This window comes from uncultured Reyranella sp., assembly GCF_945957355.1.
Taxonomy (GTDB): Bacteria; Pseudomonadota; Alphaproteobacteria; order Reyranellales; family Reyranellaceae; genus Reyranella.
Map to the genome: position 1 here is coordinate 25,139 of NZ_CAMFKM010000018.1, position 18,841 is coordinate 43,979.

Annotated in this window: 18 protein-coding genes and 1 pseudogene; 10 read left to right on the plus strand and 9 right to left on the minus strand. The window is 67.1% G+C overall.

Features of this window, described 5'->3' with window-relative positions; all coding sequences use genetic code 11:
• Positions 1 to 49: 49 nt before the first annotated feature.
• Both Q0Q48_RS23640 and Q0Q48_RS23645 read left to right on the plus strand, forming a co-directional pair.
• Positions 50 to 850, plus strand: coding sequence for an SDR family oxidoreductase (locus Q0Q48_RS23640; RefSeq protein WP_295143560.1), 801 nt, complete (start codon positions 50 to 52; stop codon positions 848 to 850).
• A gap of 250 nt (positions 851 to 1,100) precedes the next feature.
• Positions 1,101 to 1,601, plus strand: a pseudogene (locus tag Q0Q48_RS23645) (CmcJ/NvfI family oxidoreductase); the annotation flags it as partial.
• 6 nt (positions 1,602 to 1,607) lie between these two features.
• Here the strand turns inward: Q0Q48_RS23645 and Q0Q48_RS23650 are convergent.
• The 3 genes from Q0Q48_RS23650 to Q0Q48_RS23660 are packed head-to-tail and all read right to left on the minus strand — an operon-like array spanning position 1,608 to position 3,736.
• A complete protein-coding gene (locus tag Q0Q48_RS23650) occupies positions 1,608 to 2,159 on the minus strand; it encodes a protein-tyrosine phosphatase family protein (protein WP_295143563.1) in 552 nt (183 codons plus the stop codon).
• A gap of 9 nt (positions 2,160 to 2,168) precedes the next feature.
• Complete coding sequence (locus Q0Q48_RS23655; protein ID WP_295143566.1) at positions 2,169 to 2,906, minus strand: sulfite exporter TauE/SafE family protein; 738 nt, start codon at positions 2,904 to 2,906, stop codon at positions 2,169 to 2,171.
• Complete coding sequence (locus tag Q0Q48_RS23660) at positions 2,906 to 3,736, minus strand: alpha/beta fold hydrolase (protein WP_295143568.1); 831 nt, start codon at positions 3,734 to 3,736, stop codon at positions 2,906 to 2,908. The genes Q0Q48_RS23655 and Q0Q48_RS23660 overlap by 1 nt, the downstream gene beginning before the upstream one ends.
• 469 nt (positions 3,737 to 4,205) lie before the next feature.
• On the opposite strand from Q0Q48_RS23660, the gene Q0Q48_RS23665 reads away from it, so the two are divergent.
• The 3 genes from Q0Q48_RS23665 to Q0Q48_RS23675 are packed head-to-tail and all read left to right on the plus strand — an operon-like array spanning position 4,206 to position 8,299.
• Complete coding sequence (locus Q0Q48_RS23665; RefSeq protein ID WP_295143571.1) at positions 4,206 to 6,998, plus strand: glycosyltransferase; 2,793 nt, start codon at positions 4,206 to 4,208, stop codon at positions 6,996 to 6,998.
• A gap of 54 nt (positions 6,999 to 7,052) precedes the next feature.
• Positions 7,053 to 7,673, plus strand: coding sequence for a hypothetical protein (locus tag Q0Q48_RS23670; protein ID WP_295143574.1), 621 nt, complete (start codon positions 7,053 to 7,055; stop codon positions 7,671 to 7,673).
• Positions 7,670 to 8,299 (plus strand): CoA pyrophosphatase, encoded by a 630-nt coding sequence (locus tag Q0Q48_RS23675; protein ID WP_295143578.1) that lies wholly within the window; start codon positions 7,670 to 7,672, stop codon positions 8,297 to 8,299. Before Q0Q48_RS23670 ends, Q0Q48_RS23675 begins: the two co-directional genes overlap by 4 nt.
• Here the strand turns inward: Q0Q48_RS23675 and Q0Q48_RS23680 are convergent.
• Both Q0Q48_RS23680 and Q0Q48_RS23685 read right to left on the minus strand, forming a co-directional pair.
• Positions 8,296 to 8,748 carry a MaoC family dehydratase gene (locus Q0Q48_RS23680; protein WP_295143581.1) on the minus strand — a complete coding sequence of 151 codons (453 nt, stop codon included), beginning with the start codon at positions 8,746 to 8,748 and terminating at the stop codon, positions 8,296 to 8,298. The genes Q0Q48_RS23675 and Q0Q48_RS23680 overlap by 4 nt on opposite strands.
• The gene (locus Q0Q48_RS23685; RefSeq protein WP_295143584.1) at positions 8,745 to 9,239 is read right to left on the minus strand and encodes a GNAT family N-acetyltransferase; all 495 of its coding nucleotides are present in this window, start codon (positions 9,237 to 9,239) and stop codon (positions 8,745 to 8,747) included. The genes Q0Q48_RS23680 and Q0Q48_RS23685 overlap by 4 nt, the downstream gene beginning before the upstream one ends.
• 61 nt (positions 9,240 to 9,300) lie before the next feature.
• Between Q0Q48_RS23685 and Q0Q48_RS23690 the strand changes: the two genes are divergently transcribed.
• Positions 9,301 to 10,284, plus strand: a complete 984-nt coding sequence (locus Q0Q48_RS23690; RefSeq protein ID WP_295143587.1) for a tripartite tricarboxylate transporter substrate binding protein — start codon at positions 9,301 to 9,303, stop codon at positions 10,282 to 10,284.
• Here Q0Q48_RS23690 and Q0Q48_RS23695 read toward each other — a convergent pair.
• The 3 genes from Q0Q48_RS23695 to Q0Q48_RS23705 are packed head-to-tail and all read right to left on the minus strand — an operon-like array spanning position 10,281 to position 12,375.
• Positions 10,281 to 11,339, minus strand: a complete 1,059-nt coding sequence (locus tag Q0Q48_RS23695; RefSeq protein ID WP_295143589.1) for a putative sulfate exporter family transporter — start codon at positions 11,337 to 11,339, stop codon at positions 10,281 to 10,283. The two genes, Q0Q48_RS23690 and Q0Q48_RS23695, sit on opposite strands and share 4 nt — an antisense overlap.
• Positions 11,332 to 11,553 (minus strand): biotin/lipoyl-binding carrier protein, encoded by a 222-nt coding sequence (locus Q0Q48_RS23700; RefSeq protein WP_295143592.1) that lies wholly within the window; start codon positions 11,551 to 11,553, stop codon positions 11,332 to 11,334. The genes Q0Q48_RS23695 and Q0Q48_RS23700 overlap by 8 nt, the downstream gene beginning before the upstream one ends.
• 18 nt (positions 11,554 to 11,571) lie before the next feature.
• Positions 11,572 to 12,375 carry a hypothetical protein gene (locus tag Q0Q48_RS23705; RefSeq protein WP_295143595.1) on the minus strand — a complete coding sequence of 268 codons (804 nt, stop codon included), beginning with the start codon at positions 12,373 to 12,375 and terminating at the stop codon, positions 11,572 to 11,574.
• Positions 12,376 to 12,409: 34 nt separating this feature from the next.
• Here Q0Q48_RS23705 and Q0Q48_RS23710 point away from each other — a divergent pair, with 34 nt between their 5' ends.
• The 4 genes from Q0Q48_RS23710 (at position 12,410) to Q0Q48_RS23725 (ending at position 17,171) form a co-directional block, all read left to right on the plus strand.
• Positions 12,410 to 13,009, plus strand: a complete 600-nt coding sequence (locus Q0Q48_RS23710) for a tRNA-uridine aminocarboxypropyltransferase (protein ID WP_295143599.1) — start codon at positions 12,410 to 12,412, stop codon at positions 13,007 to 13,009.
• Positions 13,010 to 13,028: 19 nt separating this feature from the next.
• Entirely contained in the window at positions 13,029 to 15,182 is a 2,154-nt protein-coding gene (locus tag Q0Q48_RS23715) for an indolepyruvate ferredoxin oxidoreductase subunit alpha (RefSeq protein WP_295143604.1), read from the plus strand.
• An 85-nt stretch (positions 15,183 to 15,267) separates the two neighbouring features.
• Positions 15,268 to 16,770 (plus strand): indolepyruvate oxidoreductase subunit beta family protein, encoded by a 1,503-nt coding sequence (locus tag Q0Q48_RS23720; RefSeq protein WP_295143608.1) that lies wholly within the window; start codon positions 15,268 to 15,270, stop codon positions 16,768 to 16,770.
• Positions 16,767 to 17,171 carry a hotdog fold thioesterase gene (locus Q0Q48_RS23725; protein ID WP_295143612.1) on the plus strand — a complete coding sequence of 135 codons (405 nt, stop codon included), beginning with the start codon at positions 16,767 to 16,769 and terminating at the stop codon, positions 17,169 to 17,171. Before Q0Q48_RS23720 ends, Q0Q48_RS23725 begins: the two co-directional genes overlap by 4 nt.
• Here the strand turns inward: Q0Q48_RS23725 and Q0Q48_RS23730 are convergent.
• A complete protein-coding gene (locus tag Q0Q48_RS23730) occupies positions 17,168 to 18,763 on the minus strand; it encodes a serine hydrolase (protein ID WP_295143615.1) in 1,596 nt (531 codons plus the stop codon). The genes Q0Q48_RS23725 and Q0Q48_RS23730 overlap by 4 nt on opposite strands.
• Positions 18,764 to 18,841 lie beyond the last annotated feature (78 nt).

The window sequence follows — 18,841 nt, forward strand, 5'->3', positions numbered from 1 at the left end:
GACCCGATCCTAGCCTATGACAGGTGCCGCAGATATCGGGAGAAACGACATGGCGAAATCGAACAAGGTGGCGATCGTGACGGGCTCGGCGACGGGGCTGGGGGCCTCCTGCGCGCTCGACCTGGCGGAGCGCGGCTGGAATGTCGCGATCAACTACACCAAGAGCAGGAAAGAGGCGGACGAGACCTACGAGGCGGTGAAGGCCAAGGGCGTCGAGGCGATCCTCGTCCAGGCCGACATGGGCCAGGACGCCGACTGCCGAAAGCTTGCGGAAAAAACCATGAAGAAGTGGGGCCGCATCGATGGCCTGGTCAACAATGCCGGGACCACCAAGTTTCAGAACCAGGGCGACCTCGACGGCGTCACGCCGGAGGACTTCGATCGCATCCTGCGGGTCAACGTGACCGGCCCGTACATGATGAGCCGCGCCGTCTTCCCGATCATGAAGAAGCAGTGGGAGGCTGATCAGGCTCGCGGCTCGATCGTGAACATCTCCTCGATCGCCGGCGTCATGGGGGTCGGCAGCTCGATCCCCTATGCCTGCTCCAAGGGCGCGCTCAACACCCTGACGCTTACGCTCGCGCGCTGGCTGTCGCCGGCCGTGCGGGTCAACACGGTCTGCCCGGGCTTCATCCAGACGCGCTGGCTGCTGGGCGGCATGGGCGAGGAGAACTACAACAAGATGAAGATGGGGCAGGAGCAGAACACGCCGCTGCGCCAGGCCGGCACGCCCGAGCAGATGGCGGAAGCCGTGATGTTCTTCCTGACCAGCGCCAGCAACATCACCGGCGAATTTTTGATCGTCGACGCCGGCATGCATCTGGCCAGCCTGCCGATGAAGGCGCGCTAAAGACGCGTTCCTGCTACGCGCGTGCGGCGCAACAGAAGAGATTTTCCTTTCGAATAACGTCTCTTCATGTGGCGCCGCACATCTTCTCCATGGCGCCGAAGTGTAGCGAGCCCAAGATCATCCGAACATCTTCGGAGGTCCTGGACCATGAACCTGCAGCAACAACTCGACGTCTTCGCCAACCTGTCGAGCGTCGTCGCCGACATGAACTATCTCGTGCCGATGGTTGAGCGGCCGCGGAACTACACGTTCGACCCGCCGCCGCGTGCCCGACGCCGAGGTCTCGGCGGATGCGCCCCGTCAGCCGGTGCGCGGCGTCCATATCGACCATACGGCCCGGTCGGGTCCGCAACGCGTCCGCGATCTCCTGCCCGACGAAGCCGAGGAGTTGCTGAAGGGAAGGGTGCAGGTCGTCAACCTGTGGCGACCGATCAAGGGGCCGTTGCTCGATTCACCGCTCGCCGTCTGCGACGCGACCTCCATCGCGCTGGACGACCTGATGCCATCGGATCTCGTCTATCCGCATCGGGTCGGCGAGACCTACTCGGTGAAGTTCAATCCGGCGCATCGCTGGTACTAGGTGCCGCAGATGCGCGCCGACGAGGCGCTGCTGCTGAAATGCTGCGATACCTCGACTGGCGTGCCGGCGCGTTACACACCACACAGCGCCTTCACCGATCCGACGGCGCCCGCGGATGCGGCGCCGCGCGAAAGCATTGAGGTCCGGACGCTGGTGTTCCACCGGTCCTGACGATGATTACGGAATCTCGTGGCCGCGGCCGATGTTACGGACCACTTCCTTGAGGTGCGGCTTCACTTCGAGCAGCGCCTTTCGGTAGGCGACCAGGCCGCGCAGCATCGCACCGTCGCGGTTCAGCAGTGCGTCGGCGAACTCGACCATGCGGGTGTTGGGCCAGCCGTGCTTGCGCAGGTCCAGCAACTTCAGGAAGGCCTGTTCCTCATGGCCGGGAGCGTTCTGTGCCATCAGGATGGCCGCGGCAGCGGTCGAGCGCGAGATGCCAGCGTGGCAATGCACCAGCACGTGACCGTCAGGCCGCGCGTGCACGCGTTCGCCAAAGGCCAGGACCTTCTCGATGTGCGCAGGCGTGCAGGCCTCGAAGCCCGGGTACTCCGCCACCACGTCGTCGAAGCGGATCAACTCGTGATCGATGCCGGAATAGGCGTCGAGCGCAGGCGGACGCGGCTCGTGGGTATCAATGATCGAGAGGACGTGGCTGACACCGACGGCGCAGTGCTGCGGCAGCTCGGGGATGCCGCAGATCGTGACCTTGAAGGGAGGAAGTGACATCGCGTCAGCCTACAGCAAGCCACGCGCCATGTGCAGCCCGAGGCCCAGCAGCCCGATCAGGAAAACCCGGCGGAACATCTCCGGCGACAGGGCATTGCGCGACTTCTGGCCGAGCCACACGCCGATCGAGGTCGGTACGATGGCGACAATCCCGCCCACGACATTCGTGGCGTCGAAGGCGCCCTGGCGGAACAGCGCGAAGGTCAGCGAGCCGATCAGGAAGATGAAGAGGATGCCTAGCGCCTGGACGAGGTCGTCCTTGTCGATGTCCAGCGACTGCATGTAGGGCAGGAACGGCACGGCCGCGATGCCGGTGAAGCCGGCGACGGCGCCGCTGGCGATGCCCATCAGCGGGTTCATCCACCGTTCCGCTTGGCGCGAGACCCGGGGCCGCCACGCCAGAAGCACGATGGTCGAATAGAGAACCAGCATGACGCCCAGCCAGGCCGAGGCCTGGGCCGAGCCGAGCTTGTCGAGGGTCGCGGCGACGAGGATCAGTGTGATAGTCGCCGTCAGGGCCAGCGTCCAGAAGCGGCGGAAAAGGCGCAGCAGCCCGTGACCGTAGGCCGCCTGCCAGATGTTCGTGACCAGGGTCGGAATAGTCATGATGGCGAGCGCGTCCTCGAGCGGGACGGCCAGCGTCATCAGACCCACGGCGATAGGCGGAAGGCCGATTCCGACCGCTCCCTTGGCGATGCCGGCGATGACGAACGCGACGGCGGTCACCAGAATCTGCACTTCGGTCATCAGATCAGGACACCCTTCGCCAGCCGGTCGAAGCCCTCCCAGAAAAGGGCCCGGATCTCGTCGGTTTCCATCATGATCTCATGGCGGGCGTGGCCGATCGTGAAGTGTTCGCCGCGCTTCAGCCGGGCGACCAGCGGGGCGTGGGACCGGGAATCGATCAGCCTGTCCTCCCCGGCCGTCATCAGCAGGACCGGCAGGTCGATTCGCTCGAGGTAGCCGGGGGCATGGACGGCCGTCATCGACCGGACGGCCTGGCGGGACCAGCCCAGCGTCGGACCGCCCAGCGACAGGCGGGGATCGGCCGTGAACCAGTCCTCAGTGAAGCGGTAACGTCGCTCGTCATGGGTGACGAAATTGGAGGCGAACTCCCGGGCCAGCAGGACGAAGGGTCCGGTGCCGAACAGGTAGCGCTCCTCGACCGCCGGGACCTCCGGCATGATCATCAGGACCGAACGCAGCATGGCTTCCCGGCGCAGGGCGGTCATGGGCGACACGAACAGGGCAGCGGAGAAGGGACCTGTCCCGTTCTCCGCCAACTCCCGCATTGCGATGTGGCTGCCCATCGAGTGGCAGAGCGCCATCACCGGGCGGGGAGCGTCAGGTGTAACGATCGTGTCGAGGAATAGCCGCAGGTCGGCCATGTAGGTCGAGAAGTGGTCGATATGTCCCTTGCCGCGGTCGGGCAGCGGCCGGTCGGACAGGCCCTGGCCCCGCCAGTCGAGCGCCGCCACCGCGAAGCCTCGTTCCAGGAGCTCGCCCACCACCTCGGTGGCATATTTCTCGATGAATTCGCCGCGACCGGTCAGGATGACAACGGTACCGCGGGCCACGCCCAAGGCATTCCACCAAGCGTAACGCAGCCGCGCTCCCGCACGCTCGAGAAGGCCGTAACGATCCGCCGCGCGATAGGTTGCGCGGAGAGAGGCGGGTATCGCTACGGGGGCTGCGGCGGGATCCTGATCATTCATGGTTTGTGGCGTTTTGGCGAAGGACGGGCGTCAAGGCCAGCAAAGAATTGGGCATTTTAGCCATCATCCCCTTCGGTCTCTTTACCGTACCGGGAGGCGCAGGCTATAGATCGCCCGTGTCGCCTTACCGACTGCGAAGGGTCGCCGTCGAGGAAATCGGGCGCAAGGAAACCTCGAAGAGGTCCGCCGCACTGCGTGGTAGTCGGCTCGCTTGGAGAGTCGATCCGGGCACGGTCCTTGCGTCGGCGAGTGTCGTCCGCAGGAGACATGCGACCGCGATCCCGAAGCGAGCGTTCACCACCGGCGGCGTTGCCGGAGCAATCGTCTCTTCATGATGCGTCGGGGCCTGGTTCTTTTCTTTACGGTAGCGGCCACTCTGGTGGGCTGGCGCCTGCTCGACAGCCGTGTGACGGCGGCGAACGTCGAGGGTCCGCTCCATGGCGTCACCTATGCGCCCTGGGCCAAGGATCAGGATCCGCTCGAAGGCAAGGCGAGCGGCCTCTGGAGCTTCCTGCGAACCGCCGTGAACGAGGCGCCTGCACCGCAGATCAAGCCGCGCAATGATCAGATCGAGCGCGACTTCGCCATGCTGGGCGGCAAGGTCAACTACGTCCGTACCTACCGCACCACCGACGGCGGCGACGTGATGCCGGCGCTGGCTGCGAAGTACGGGCTGAAGCTGGTGCCGGGCGCCTGGATCTACAGTCCGAACGAAGCCAAGTTGCAGTTCGGCCGTGAGGCGAGCGAGGTCAACGCCGAGGAGACTGGCGCGCTGATCCGCATGGCCAACCAGAACCCAAATATCGAGCGCGTCCTGGTCGGCAACGAGAACATCCTGCGTTTTGATGGCGAGAAGGACCTGCGCAACCCCAACGCCACCAGCCCGGCCCAACTCATCCGCGAGATCCGCAACGTCAAGCGCAACGTCAAGGTGCCCGTCAGCACCGCAGAGCCGTGGCACGTCTGGGAGCGCTATCCCGAGCTCGCGCGTGAGGTCGACTATCTCGCCGTCCATATCCTGCCGTACTGGGACGAGCAGTCGAGTTCCACGCCGCTGGAGTACGTGAAGGAAAAGATCGGCCTCCTGCGCAAGCTCTACCCGAACAAGAACATCATCGTGACCGAGGTCGGCTGGCCGTCGAACGGCGCCTCGCGGCGCAGCCCCGGTTCGGGCGTGGTTAAGGATGCGACGCCGGCCGAGCAGGCAAAGAACGTGCGCGACATGGTGGCGTGGCTGCGCTCGCAGAACATCGACACCTTCGTCGTCGAGGCCGTCGACCAGCCGTGGAAATCCTACGACCTGGAAGGCAAGGCGGGTGGCTACTGGGGGCTCTGGAATGCGGATCGGCAGCCCAAGTTCGCCTGGACGGGGCCGATCGAGACCTTCCCGCAGTGGCTCTCCTGTGCGGCGTGGTCGCTGGCGGCATCGCTGCCGCTGATGCTGCTTTTCCTGTGGCGCTGGCCACGCCTCGGCATGGCGGGGCAGGTGGGCTTCTGCGCCCTGCTGGCCCTTTCGGCGAGCGCTGTGGCCTATGGCGCGTCGGTTGCGGCCGGCACCTACATGGTCGCCTCGGAGATGATCGGCTGGGGCGTGCTTGCCTTCTTCCTGGTGGCCAGCCTGGGCATGGCGCTCGTGCAGGCGCTCGAGATGGCGGAGACGATCTGGCGTGGCCGCTGGACGCGCGAGGCGCTGCCGGCCGCGGAGATGATCGCCCGCCAGCCGTCGAACCGCGAGTGGCCCAAGGTCTCGCTGCATCTGGCGATCTGCAACGAGCCGCCGGCGATGGTCATGCAGACGCTCGATTCGCTGGCCGGGCTCGACTATCCGAACTTCGAAGTCATCGTGATCGACAACAACACCAAGGATCCGGCGGTGTGGCGTCCGGTGCAGGACTACTGCGCCCAGCTCGGCGAGCGCTTCAAGTTCTTCCATTTCGACGTGATGAAGGGCTTCAAGGCCGGCGCGCTCAACTTCGTGCTGAGCCAGACCGCGCCCGACGCCAAGGTGATCGGGGTCATCGACAGCGACTACATGGTGCGCCCGGACTGGCTGAAGGCGCTGGTGCCGTACTTTGACGACGCCAAGATCAGCTATGTGCAGGCGCCGCAGGATCATCGCGATTGGCGCGGCGACCGCTTCAAGGAAATGCTGAACTGGGAATATGCCGGCTTCTTCGACATCGGCATGTGCCTGCGCAACGAGTACGACGCCATCATTCAGCACGGCACGATGACCCTGGTGCGCCGCTCCTGCATGGAAGAGATGGGCGGCTGGGCGACCTGGTGCATCACCGAGGATACCGAGCTCGGCCTGCGCCTGATGGAGAAGGGCTATGGTGCGATGTACAGCCGCGAGCGGTTCGGCCACGGCCTGACGCCCGACCACTTTGCCGGCTACAAGAAACAGCGTTTCCGCTGGGCCTACGGCGCCATGCAGATCATGAAGGCGCATGCCGGCAAGATGTTCTTGGGCGATACCAAGCTCACCTTCTGGCAGAAGTATCATTTCGTCGCCGGCTGGCTGCCTTGGTTCGCAGACGCGCTGAACCTCATCTTCACCTGGGCGGGGCTGGTCTGGGTGCTGGCAGTCGTCGTGCCGCCGCTGTTCGGCATGAAGCCGGTCGGCCTGCCACCGTCGGAATTCATCGCGCCGACCATCGGCATCTTCGTCTTCAAGCTGCTCTATTCGTTCGGTCTCTACTTCGACCGCGTGCGTTGTACCTTCCGCCAGAGCATCGGCGCCTCCCTGGCCGGCCTGGCGCTGACCTATACGGTGGGGCGGGCGGTGATCTACGGGCTGGCGACTAGCCGCCTGCCGTTCATGCGCACGCCTAAGATGGACGAACGCGCGACTTTGGGCATGGCGCTCGGGATGGCGCGCGGCGAGGCGGTCCTGGCCGTCCTCCTGTGGATCGCGGCGGCGGTGCTGTGGTTCGGCAACGGAGTGGTCGATCCCGAGGCCCGCCTGTGGTCGGTATTCATGATCGTGCAGTCGCTGCCCTACGTGGCCGCCGTCTACGTCTCCATCGTCAACGCGGTGGAGCAGATGCGGCATGCCGAGCCGGCCTTCGAGGCGCCGGCCCCGGCCGCCACGGCGGCATCTGCCATGCAACCCGCGCAATAGGGAGCGGCTGCTTTTTCCTGTCGACCTGGAAAGGCGTCTGTTAGCGTTTCGCCCATGCCCCCGATCGAGTCTCGTGCCGGTCTCGACTCGCGCGCCGGTACCGCCCTCTTCCTGAAGCGCTGGCTGCGCAATCCATTTTCCATGGGCGCGGTCGTGCCGAGCGGTCGGCTGCTCGCCGCGGCGATGGCGCGGGCGACCCTGGCCGAGATGAAGGGGCGTGACGGTCACGTCATCGAGCTGGGCGCTGGCACGGGTGAGGTCACCAAGGCGCTGCTGGCGGCCGGCATACCGGCCGACCGGCTGGCCCTGGTCGAGCGCGAGCCTGAACTCGCGTCTTTTCTGCGCCGGCATTTCGCCGGTCCCCGGATCGTCGAAGGCGACGCCGCCCGCCTGCCGAAGATCCTGGCCGAGCAGGGAATCGACTCGGTCTCCGCCGTCGTTTCGAGCCTGCCGCTGCTGTCGCTGCCGGCCGAGGTGGTGCGGGGCATCGTGCACGGCGTGTTCGAGGCCCTGCCGCGCGGCGGGGCGTTGGTGCAGTTCACATATGGCCCTGCGCAGCCTGTGCCACGGGCCCTCACGCAGGAACTGCGGCTGGTTGGCACGCACGGGCCGCGTATCTGGCTCAACGTGCCGCCCGCCGTGGTCTGGACCTTCCGGAGACCCGTCGGCGCGTGAAGTCCTTCCCGTTGGATCAGGCGTTGCGCGCCGACGTCAGGGCCCGCCTCGGCCGCTTCGACCTGCGCCGCCGTGTCGATGCCGGTGACCTGAAGCGGGCGGCCGTGGCGATCGTCATCGCCGAGGCCGATGAACCTGGCGAGGCTGCATTCCTGCTGACTAGGCGAACCCCGAAGTTGCGCGCCCACGGCGGCCAGTGGGCCCTCCCGGGTGGGCGGGTCGATCCCGGCGAGACGGTCGAGCAGACTGCCCTGCGCGAGCTGCACGAGGAGCTGGGCGTGTTGGCCTCGACCGACGATATACTGGGCACGCTCGACGACTATCCGACGCGCTCCGGCTACCTGATCGCGCCCGTTGTCGTATGGGCACCGGGTGTGACCCTGACGCCCAATCCGTCCGAGGTGGCGGGCGCCTATCGGATCGCCTGCAACGAACTCTTCCGGGACGGCTCGCCGGAAGTCGTCGCGATCGAGGAATCCGACCGGCCGATCATCCGCCTGCCGCTGCCGGTCGCCACGGTGAACGCGCCGACCGCAGCCCTGCTGTTCCAGTTCCGGGAAGTGGCACTGGCCGGCCGCCACACACGCGTCGACCATTACGAGCAGCCGGTCTTCGCCTGGCGCTAGGCGGCCCGGCGCCGCTTCAGGAAAACCGTCGTCTCCTGTTCCATCACCTGCTCGTCGCGTTGGTTGATCGTGACCTGGCGCAGCCGCGCGATGCCGCGGTCGGGCCTCGAGGTGGACGGCCGAAGGTCGACGATGTCGGTCACCACGCGCAGCGTGTCGCCGGGGCGGACGGGACGGGGAAACTGCACTTCGCCGATGCCGGGCGATCCCAGGCTGCACGCGCGGAAGACCCCGAGATCGAGCCAAAGGCGCAGCGTTGCGGCCATCGTGTGAAGCCCTGAGGCGATCAGCCCGCCGAAAGTCCACGTGGCAGCGAACGCGGGATCGGTGTGGAACGGCTGCGGATCCCACTGGCGGGCGAAGTCGACGATCGCGGCCTCGGTCATAGTCATGCCGCCGCTCACGAAGCGGTCGCCGACGTTGAAATCTTCGTAGAAGCGATCGGTCAAAGGACCAGCTCCATATAGACGGTGCCGGGCACCGGGCTCGGGTAGTAGGGCGCGATCTCGGTAAAGCCCATCGTGCGATAGAGCTTGATCGCCGCCTCCATTTTGGGACCGATTGTGTCGAGCCTGAGACGCCGATGGCCGCAGGCCCGCGCCGTCTCGACGATGCGATGGGCAAGCTCGCGACCGATGGAATTGCCGCTTTCGGTGCGCTCCCTGCGGAAGTCCGGCCTGACATACAGCCGCTTCATCTCGCCGATGCCGGGCTCCAGCTGTCGCAGCGCAACGGTACCGGCCGGTTCGCCGTCGACCCGCGCCAGCAGCAGGGCGCCGCCTGGCGGGCCATACTTTGCGCGGAGGTCTGCAAGTTCCGCCTCGAAACCCTGGTAGTCGAGGGAGAAACCGAGCGATCCCGAATACTCCCGGACCAGCTCGGCGATGGCGTCGTAATCCGTCGTATCGCGGGGCAGAGCGATCTGGATGTTGCCTGTCATGAGGTCATTTTCGGGGGCCTATGCTAACCTGTCACCTGAAACGAACTGGGAGGCTCCAGAAATGAATCCGACGCGTCGCCATGTCCTGGCGCTCGCTGGCGCGGCCGGCGCATCGCTTGCCGGACCGGCAATCGCGCAATCCGCGTGGCCCAACAAGCCCGTGCGCTTCGTCGTGCCGTTTCCGCCGGGACAGGCCGCCGACATTTTCGCGCGCCTGATGGCGGAAAAGCTGTCTGAGAAGTGGAAGCAGCAGGTCATCGTCGAGAACAAGGCTGGCGGCAGCGGCATCCCGGCCACCGAGTACGGGAAGATGGCGGCGCCCGACGGCTACACGTTGATGGTCGTGTCGAGTGGCACGTTCGGTGTCAATCCGAGCCTTTATCCCGACCTGCCCTATAAGCCGCTGACCGACTTCCTCCCGATCTCCAACATCTTCCTGGTGCCGCTGGTCATCGTGGCGCATCCCAGCCTGCCCGTGAACACGCTGGCCGAGCTGATCGCGCTCGCCAAGAAGGAGCCGGGCCAGCTTTCCTACGCGTCGGCCGGGCCCGGCACCTCGCAGCATCTCGCCATGGAGCTGTTCAAGCTCAAGGCCGGGGTCGACATCGTGCACATTCCCTACAAGGGCAGCGGGCCGGCGATGGCCGACCTGCTCGGGGGGCACGTCAAGCTGATGATGGACAGCACCGCGTCCGCGCTCAACGCCATCAAGGACGGACGCATCAAGGCGATTGCCGTCACGACGTCACGGCCGGCGCCGCCGCCACTCGACAAGATCCCGCTGATCGCCGCCACCATCCCGGGCTTCAATGCTGCCGGCTGGTCGGGCCTCGCGGCGCCGGCGCGCACGCCGCTGGAGATCGTCGCCAAGGTCAGCCGGGACATGCAGGCCCTGCTGAACGACGATGCGGTCATCAAGCAGATCGAGCAACGCGCGGCGCTGCCGGCGCCGGGGACACCCATCCAGTTCGCCGAGTTCATCAAGAACGAGATCGACACCTGGGGCGCGGTGGTCAAGGCCACCGGCACCAAGCCCGGGACTTAAAGTCCCGCGGCCCGCAAGCCGTAGATCAGGCCGACGACCAGCAGGCCGACGAAAATCGTCTCGGTGATCAGCAGCATCACCGGGGCCATGCCGATGCGCACCAGCGCCAGCAGCGACGTCTTCATACCCAGAGCCGCGATGGCGGTGATGATCAGGAAGGCGGAGACGTGGCCAACCGCGTCACGCACGGCGGCGGGAATGACGCCCAGCGAGTTCAGCGCGGCGAGCGCCAGGAAGCCGAACAGGAAGACCGGCGGGGTCGGCCGCGCCGAGGTCTGCGGGCCGCCGCTCCTGGCCACCCACCAGGCGATGCCGGCGATGGCCGGCAGCAGGGCTGCCACCCGCAGCAGCTTGGTGATCACCGCGTCGCTCAGCACCTGCGGGCCCATCGTCTGGCCGGCACCCGCGACCTGCGCCACATCATGGATCGCCCCGCCCAGGAACACGCCCATTTCGAACAGCGAGAAGCCGAGCGCCTCGCGCAGGGTGGGATAGATCACCATCACCACGGTACTGAGGAAGTTGACGCCCATCACGGTGAAGGCGAGGTCGCGGTCCGAGTTCTCGTGCTTGGGCAGCACGGCAGACGCCGCCATTGCGGCCGCCGCCCCGCAGACGCCGGTGGCGCAGCCGGTGAGCAGGCCGAAATTCCGGCTGAGGCCGAACAGGCGCGACGCCCAGGCGCCGAACACAATGGTGCAGCCGACCGCTGCGATGGCCACGAGGATGGGCAGTGCGCCGCCCTCGACGAGGTTACCCAGCGTTAGCCGGGCGCCCAGCAGGGCGACGCCGATGCGCAGCAGGGTGCGGCCGGCGAATTCGAGGCCGGGCTTCAGTACGCCCTTCGACGAGAGCGGCTGCAGGGCCATGCCGATGACAAGGGTCAGGATCAGTGGGGGCACCCAGACCGCGCCGAAGCGCAGCAGGCTCCTAGTGTCGGCATAGTAGGCGACGGCGGCAATGACGGCGCAGAGGGCGATGCCGGGGGCGGAACGGCGGAGGTTGTCGGGCGCCCAGAGTCGCGCCAGTTCGACTGCGACGACGCTGTTACGCATCGAGCACGGCCACGAGCTGGCCTTCGCCGATCGCCTCACCTTCGTTGACCTTGATCTCCCTGATCACGCCCGCCTTGGGCGACAAAACCGGGATTTCCATCTTCATCGATTCGAGGATCACGATCTCGCCCTCGGCCTCGATCAGATCCCCCACCTTGACCTGGATCTTCCAGACATTGCCGGCGATCTCCGACTTCACATTGACGACGGCCATGCCTCAAGCGTCTCCCGTTCAGCTTTGTCCAGACTTTTCGGCCAGCGCGCGCGCCAGTGCAAGGGCGGAGCCTCCCACCCTCGCGCCAAGCCGGTATGCGGCTTCGTTGGCGTCGGAAATCGTTCCGTCCTGCAAGGTGGAACGGCCATCTCCGATTCGGGCGGATTGCGTTGCGACTGCGAGAGCGGCGATGCCTTCCTTGTCGAGTTCGGGCAGTGCCAGTACCCCGCCGCGGTCGGCGCCGAAGCCGGCATCGTTGAACATCAGCAGCAGCGGCCGGAACGGCGCCGTCGCCTTGTACGAGTTGAGCGCCCCATGGCTGCCGGTCGCGACCACGCGACCGCGATCGCCGGGAACCAGCAGTGTGGCCGAATCGGCGCAGACGGCGCCGTCCCTCTCATGACGACTCTCGCCCTTGGCGGGCGGCATCGTGTGCGGCCACCGCGCCTGCTTAAGCAACTCGGCCGCCTGGCGGGCCTGCATGCCCGGCACCACGCCGCAGGCCATGGCCAGCCCGTTGGCTCGGCTGATGATGCCGCGGGCCTGCAGATCGGCGCCATCGCCGATGCGGGCGCTTGCCGTTGCCACGGCCGCCATCGCCATGCCGAGCCTGTCGGCATAGGCGAGGCCGCTGACGCCGGCCTCGTCCTTGCCGATGCCGGCATCGTGGTGGATCGCGGCGCGGCAGCCGAATTTCGCGGACATGTAGGCGGCATAGACGGCGGCGTGACTGGCGCCGATCACGACTGCGCCGTCGGCTTCGGGCGGCAGCTTGGTCACGCTATCGAATACGAGAGTGGCAACGTCGGAGGCAGAGGGCATCGCGCAACCCTAGCCGGCCGGCTATATGTCGGCCATGTCGGAGACGGTGGACAACAAGGTTTCGATCCTGGTGCTGCAGCACCCGCAGGAGCAGGACCGCGTGCTGGGCACGGCGCGCCTGCTGTCCGGTTCGCTGGTCCATGCCAAGGTCGTGGTCGGCCTGTCGTGGCGCAATCTCGCCCAAGCGCTGGGCGAGCCGGCGGAGCCGCGTGACTGGGGCGTGCTCTATCTCGGCTCGGCGCAGACCAGGGGGCAGGCGGCTCCCCTGGTCGCCATCGACGCCAAGGGCCAGCCGCTGGCCGACCAGGAAGCGGCGCGCACCGGCCTCAAGGGGCTGATCGCGCTCGATGGCAACTGGGCGCAGGCCAAAGCCCTGTGGTGGCGCAATGCATGGCTGACAAAGCTGCGCCGCTTCGTCGTCGTGCCCGATGGCCCGTCGCTCTACGGCGACCTGCGGCGCGAGGCGCGGCCCGATGCCGTGTCGACCCTGGAGGCGGTGGCGTTGTCGCTGCAGGTGCTCGAAGGCGATGCTGCGGTGCGGGAGAAACTTCTCGTGCCGTTTCGCGCTCTCCTGGCGAAGGCGCGTCGCGAGGGCGTGCGGGATTCCAAACGGGATCGTCGCGTCCGGCGTTAGCCGCCCCTATACTTTGGCCATGCTCGACCAGCCGGCGGCTCAGCTTCCCGTCTCCCAGCGGACCAATCCCGAACGTTCCTTCGCTGAAGAAGTGCGCGCCCTGCGGCTGGGGAACGGCGAGGTTTTCCGCGGCGAGGGCATCCTCGCCGTCACCAAGGCGATCCTGCAATCCGGCGTCGCCTATGTCGGCGGCTACCAGGGCGCGCCGGTCTCGCACCTGGTCGACGTGCTGGTCGAATCGCAGGACCTTCTGGACGAACTCGGCGTCCATCTCGAGACCTGCACCAACGAATCGTCCGCCGCAGCGCTGCTCGGCGCCTCGATCAACTATCCGATGCGCGGCTGCGTGACCTGGAAGTCGATCGTCGGGACCAACGTGGCGGCCGATGCGCTATCCAATCTCGCCTCGCCGGGCGTCATCGGTGGCGCGCTGATCGTGGTCGGGGAGGACTACGGTGAGGGCGCCTCGGTCATCCAGGAGCGCACCCAGGCCTATGCGCTGAAGTCCTCGGTCTGGCTGATGGACCCGCGCCCGTCGCTGCCAACCATCGTGCGATGCACCGAGAAGGCGTTCGAACTCTCGGAAGCGACCAACACGCCGGTGATGATGGAGCTGCGCATCCGCGCCTGCCACGTCACGGGCGAGTTCGTGGCCAGGGACAACGTGCCGCCCGCCATTTCGCGCAACCGGCGCCTCGCCGAACCCGCAGCCCACAACTACGACCGCATCTCGCACCCGCCGTCGACCTATGCGCACGAGAAGATCAAGGTCGAGGTCCGCCAGCCCGCCGCCGAGCGATTCATCGTCGAGAACGGGCTGAACGAACACCTCCCGGGCGAGCGGTCCGATCTCGGCATCATCGTGCAAGGCGGCATCACCAATGTGCTGGTGCGCGGCCTCGACCGGCTGGAGGTCGAGGGCAAGGTCCCGACCCTGGTCCTGAACGTCACGCATCCGCTGGCGCCCGACCAGATCGCCGACTTCTGCAAGGGCAAGCGCGCCGTGCTGGTCGTCGAGGAGGGCGCGCCCGACTATATCGAGCAGGCGATCCATGTGATCCTGCGCAAGCGAGACATCGACACCAAGGTCTACGGCAAGGATGTGCTGCCGATGGCCGGCGAGTACACCGCCGAGGTGGTCACCGAGGGCTTGCTGAAATTCTTCGCCCAATCGGCCAACGACATCGACCTCAGTAAGCCGCGTGAACGCTTCGAGGCCGCCCGCGCCGGACGCGCCGAGGCGCAACGCCTGCTGGGTGGGCCGTTGCCATTGCGGCCACCGGGCTTCTGCACCGGTTGTCCCGAGCGGCCGGTCTTTTCGGCCATCAAGCTGCTCGAGCGCGAGGTCGGCAAGGTCCATATCTCGAGCGACATTGGCTGCCATTCCTTCGCGACCCTGGCGCCGTTCAATCTCGGCAATTCGATCCTGGGCTTCGGCATGTCGCTGGCGGCCGCGGGCGCCGTGGCCCCGGTGATGCAGAAGCGCACGATCTCGGTCATGGGCGACGGCGGGTTCTGGCACAACGGGCTGCTGAGCGGCGTCGCCTCGTCGATGTTCAACCGTGGCGACCGCGTGCTGGTCATCATGCAGAATGGCTACACCTCGGCCACGGGCGCGCAGTTCATTCCCAACACCTCTGGCAATCGCCGCGACGGCGAGACGACGTCGGACATCGCCGCCACCCTGAAGGCGATGGGTGTCGGCTGGCTGCGCACCGTTCGCACCTACAATGTCGGTACGATGCTCAAGACCCTGCGCGAAGCGATGAGCACCGACGACAAGGGCCTCAAGGTCATCGTGGCCGACGGCGAGTGCCAGCTCGCCCGCCAGCGCCGCATCCGCCCGCAGATCGCCGCCCAGCTGAAGCGCGGCGAGCGGGTCGTGCGCACGCGCTACGGTGTCGACGACGAAGTCTGTACCGGCGACCATTCCTGCATCCGGCTCTCGGGTTGCCCATCGCTGGTGGTGAAGCCCAGCCCGGATCCGCTGCGCAGCGACCCGGTGGCCAGCGTCAACAACGGCTGCGTCGGCTGCGGCCTGTGCGGCGAGGTGGCCGATGCCGCCGTGCTCTGCCCGTCCTTCTACAAGGCCGACATCGTCCAGAACGCCACCTGGTGGGACCGCCTGAAATGGAAGGTCCGGGCGAAGGTGATCGGAGCGATGGCATGTTGAGCGCTGGGGGCGCGCCACTCCCGTGGCGCGATCTTCTTGTTGCGACACCGCATGACGCGCCACGGGAGTGGCGCGCCTCCGGCGCATGAAGCCCGTCACGATCCTGATCGGCGCGCTGGGCGGCGATGGCGGCGGCGTTTTGTGCGACTGGATCGTGTCGGCGGCGCAGAGCCGCGGGCTCGGCGTCCAAGCGACTCAGATCCCCGGCGTGGCGCAGCGCACCGGCGCCACGACCTACTATGTCGAGGTGATGCCGGCGGGCGCCGCGCCCTCGTCGGTGCTGGCGCTCAATCCGGCGATGGGCGAGGTCGATGTCGCGCTGGCGACCGAGCTGCTGGAAGCCGGGCGCATGATCTTCAACGGCTTCGTGACGCCCGACCGCACGACGCTCGTCGCCTCGACCCATCGCGTGCTGGCGATCGGCGAGCGCATGGCGATGGGCGACGGCAGCTTCGATGTCGGCAAGCTGCTGCGTGCCGTGAAGGAGCGCAGCCGCGAGCAGATATTGTTCGACATGGACCAGGCCGCCGAGGAATCGGGCGGCGTGATCAACGCGGTGCTGCTGGGGGCACTGGCCGGCTCCGGCAAGCTGCCGATTCCCGACAGCGCGTTCGAGGCGGCTATCCGGCATGCCGGCAAGTCCGTCGACACCAACCTCGCGGCCTTCGCCTTCGGCCGCGGTCATGCGCGCGGTGAACTGGAGCAGGCGGTGCGCGAGCATCGCAAGCGGCAGGCGGCGGTGCAGGGCGTCGAGGACCTGATCGCGCGGGCACGGCGGACCTATCCCGTGTCCAGTCTCGATGTCGTGGAGGAGGGTATCCGCCGCCTCACCGCGTATCAGGACCGTCGCTACGCCGCGCTCTACCTCGACCGGCTCGACACGATCCACGCGGTGGGCTCGCCTGAGCTGCTGCGCGAGGTGGCGCGCCATCTCGCCGTACGCATGTCGTTCGAGGACGTGATCCGCGTGGCCCAGGCCAAGACCTCGGCCGAGCGCGTGGCGCGGGTTCGGTCCGAGGTCCATGCCAAGGCGCACGAGCCGCTGCAGATCACCGAGCATTTCAAGCCGGGCATCGAGGAGATGGCCGCGATCCTTCCGCCATCGCTGGCGCGGCGCCTGCTGGCCTGGGGCGAGCGGACCGGCCGTCTCGGCAAGGCCTACTTTTCGATGCATGTGCGCACGACGACCATCCTGGGCTTCGCCCGGCTGCGCCTCGTGGCCGGCTTGCGCTGGTGGCGGCCGCGCACCTTTCGCTATGTCGAGGAGCAGGCCGAGATCGAGCGTTGGCTGGACCAGATCCGCGCCGCCGCGCCGCTCAGCATCGATCTCGCGCGGGAGATCGCCGAGTCGGCGCGCCTGATCAAGGGCTATGGCGACACCCACAAACGCGGCCTCGGCAACTACCGCCGCATCGCCGACGAGGTGATCGCGCCGGCCCTGGCCGGGCGCCTGACGCCGCGCGCCGCGGCCGATGCCGTCGCCAATGCGCGCGTCGCGGCGCTGGCCGATCCCGAGGGCGAATCGCTGTCCAAGACGCTGGCCGCCATCGCCTCAGCGACATCGGCACTGCGGCAGGCGGCGGAATGATCGACGTCGCGGCGCTGGCGAAGCGGGATGCCTTCGCCCGTGGTCTCGGCATCGAATTCGTCGAAGCCTCGCTCGGTCGCGCCGTGACGCGGGTCTCGATCGAGGAGCGCCACCTCAACTTCAACGGCGTCGGCCATGGCGGCCTCACCTTCACTCTGGCCGATGCGGCATTCGGCTATGCCTGCAACTCGCAGGGCGTGGTCTCGGGCAGCATCGACGCGCACATCGTCTACAGCATCGCCGTGCGGCTGGGTGACGTACTGACCGCCACGGCGGCCGAAATCTCGCGCTCCAGCAGGGCCTCGAACTACCGCATCGACGTCGTGCGCGGTGACGGCAAGCTCGTTGCTGCCATGACCGGCACCGCCCTGATCAGCGGCAAGCCGGTCGTCACTTCTTAGTCCTCTGTCCGTCCCTGCACCTTCGCCCTGAACCCGCCCGCCCATTCGATGCTGAGCTCGACGGTCTTGTCGCCGAACACGTGGGTCACCCGGGCCGCGTCGTCGTTGCCGAGCGTCTGGACCTCTAGCAAGAGACTTTTGCCGTCGGCCGACCAGGCGCCGCGTGCGGCGCTCGGTCCGTAGGGCATGAGCCCGCCGACGGCGAAGCGGCCGTCAAAACCGATCGGCCCACCGAACCGACCTGCCGGCGCGCCGGGCCGACCGCTGTCGAGCTCGACCTCGTAGGAGGGTCGGGGATCGTCGAGCTTCAGCGTGTAGGCCTTGATGCGCATCGGATTGGCAGCAAAACGCCAGGTCTTGCCGGAGATGGAATTGGCCATCGGCGGCGGCCCACCGATGCTGGCGCTGCCCGACGCCGGCTGATCGATGGCGGCCGCCTTCACCTTCTCGGCGAGCTCGCCGGTCGCTGCAGGATCGGCCGCTGCGGGCCCGTCCGAGGTGACGGCGGCCGCGAGGTATCCCACCAGCGTCCCGAAGCGGTAGCGCGGCGTGCTGACCGTGTTGCTGGTCAAATAAGGAAAACGCGCCGAGCCGGTCACCACCGCCACGATGTCGAGTTCGGGCATCACGACGATGAGCTGGCGGTGTTTACCGACCGCCATGAAGGTGTTGCGCAGCGGCATGACCCAGAACTGGAGGCCGTAGCGAATGTCGACCGCCCAGCTCTCACGCATGTCGACGTCGGCACGGCGCACGCTCTCGATCCATGTGGCCGGCAGGATTTGCTTGCCTTCCCACATGCCGCCGCGCAGCCAGAGATAGCCGATCTTCGCCATGTCGCGTGGCTGCAGATGGAGACCCCAACCGCCGACCGAGATGCCCTGCGGGTCGGCCTGCCACAGCACATCGTCGATCCCGAGCGGCCCGAACAGCTTCTCCCGCGCGTAGTCGAGCGCGCTCCGGCCGGTGGCCTTGCTCAGGAAGGCCGACAGGAGATGGCTGTTGCCGCTGTCGTAGTAGAAGCGCGCACCCGGTGCCGACGCCATTGGCTGGTCGAGAACGAATTGCCGCCAGTCAGGCGAGCGCGTCATGGCGATGATAGAGTCATCGGGACCGTCCAGGCCCTCCTGCCAGGCGAGGCCTGATGTCATGTCGAGCAGGTGCCGCACCGTCATCGCCTTCTTGGCATCGTCGAGGTTGCCGATCGGACGGTCGCCAAGGAGATCGACGACCAGTCGGTCGGTGCTGTCGAGCAGGCCCTCGCCAAGCGCCATGCCGACCAGGGTGCTGGTGACGGCCTTGGTTGACGAATAGATGTGATGCCTGAGCCCGGCGCGGAACGGCGCATAGGTCGCCTCCAGCACGATCCGGCCGTGGCGTGCCACCAGCACGCTGTCCATGTTGTTGGCGGCGCCGAAATCGACGAGTCGGGCGAGCCGCTCGGAACTCATGCCCTGCTCCTCGGGCGAGGAAACCGGCCAGCCGCGAGTCGGCCAGGGCTGCGCGGTCTGTTGCGCCGTGGCGAGCGGCGCGCAGAGCAGCGCCGACGTGGCCACCAGGATCGCCAGAAGCGTGTTCGTAAGCCGATGCATCGCAGCCACCGTCTTCGTATCGCCAGATGCTACGGAGGACGGCGGATGCGTTCAATACGCGTTCGGATTTATGAATAC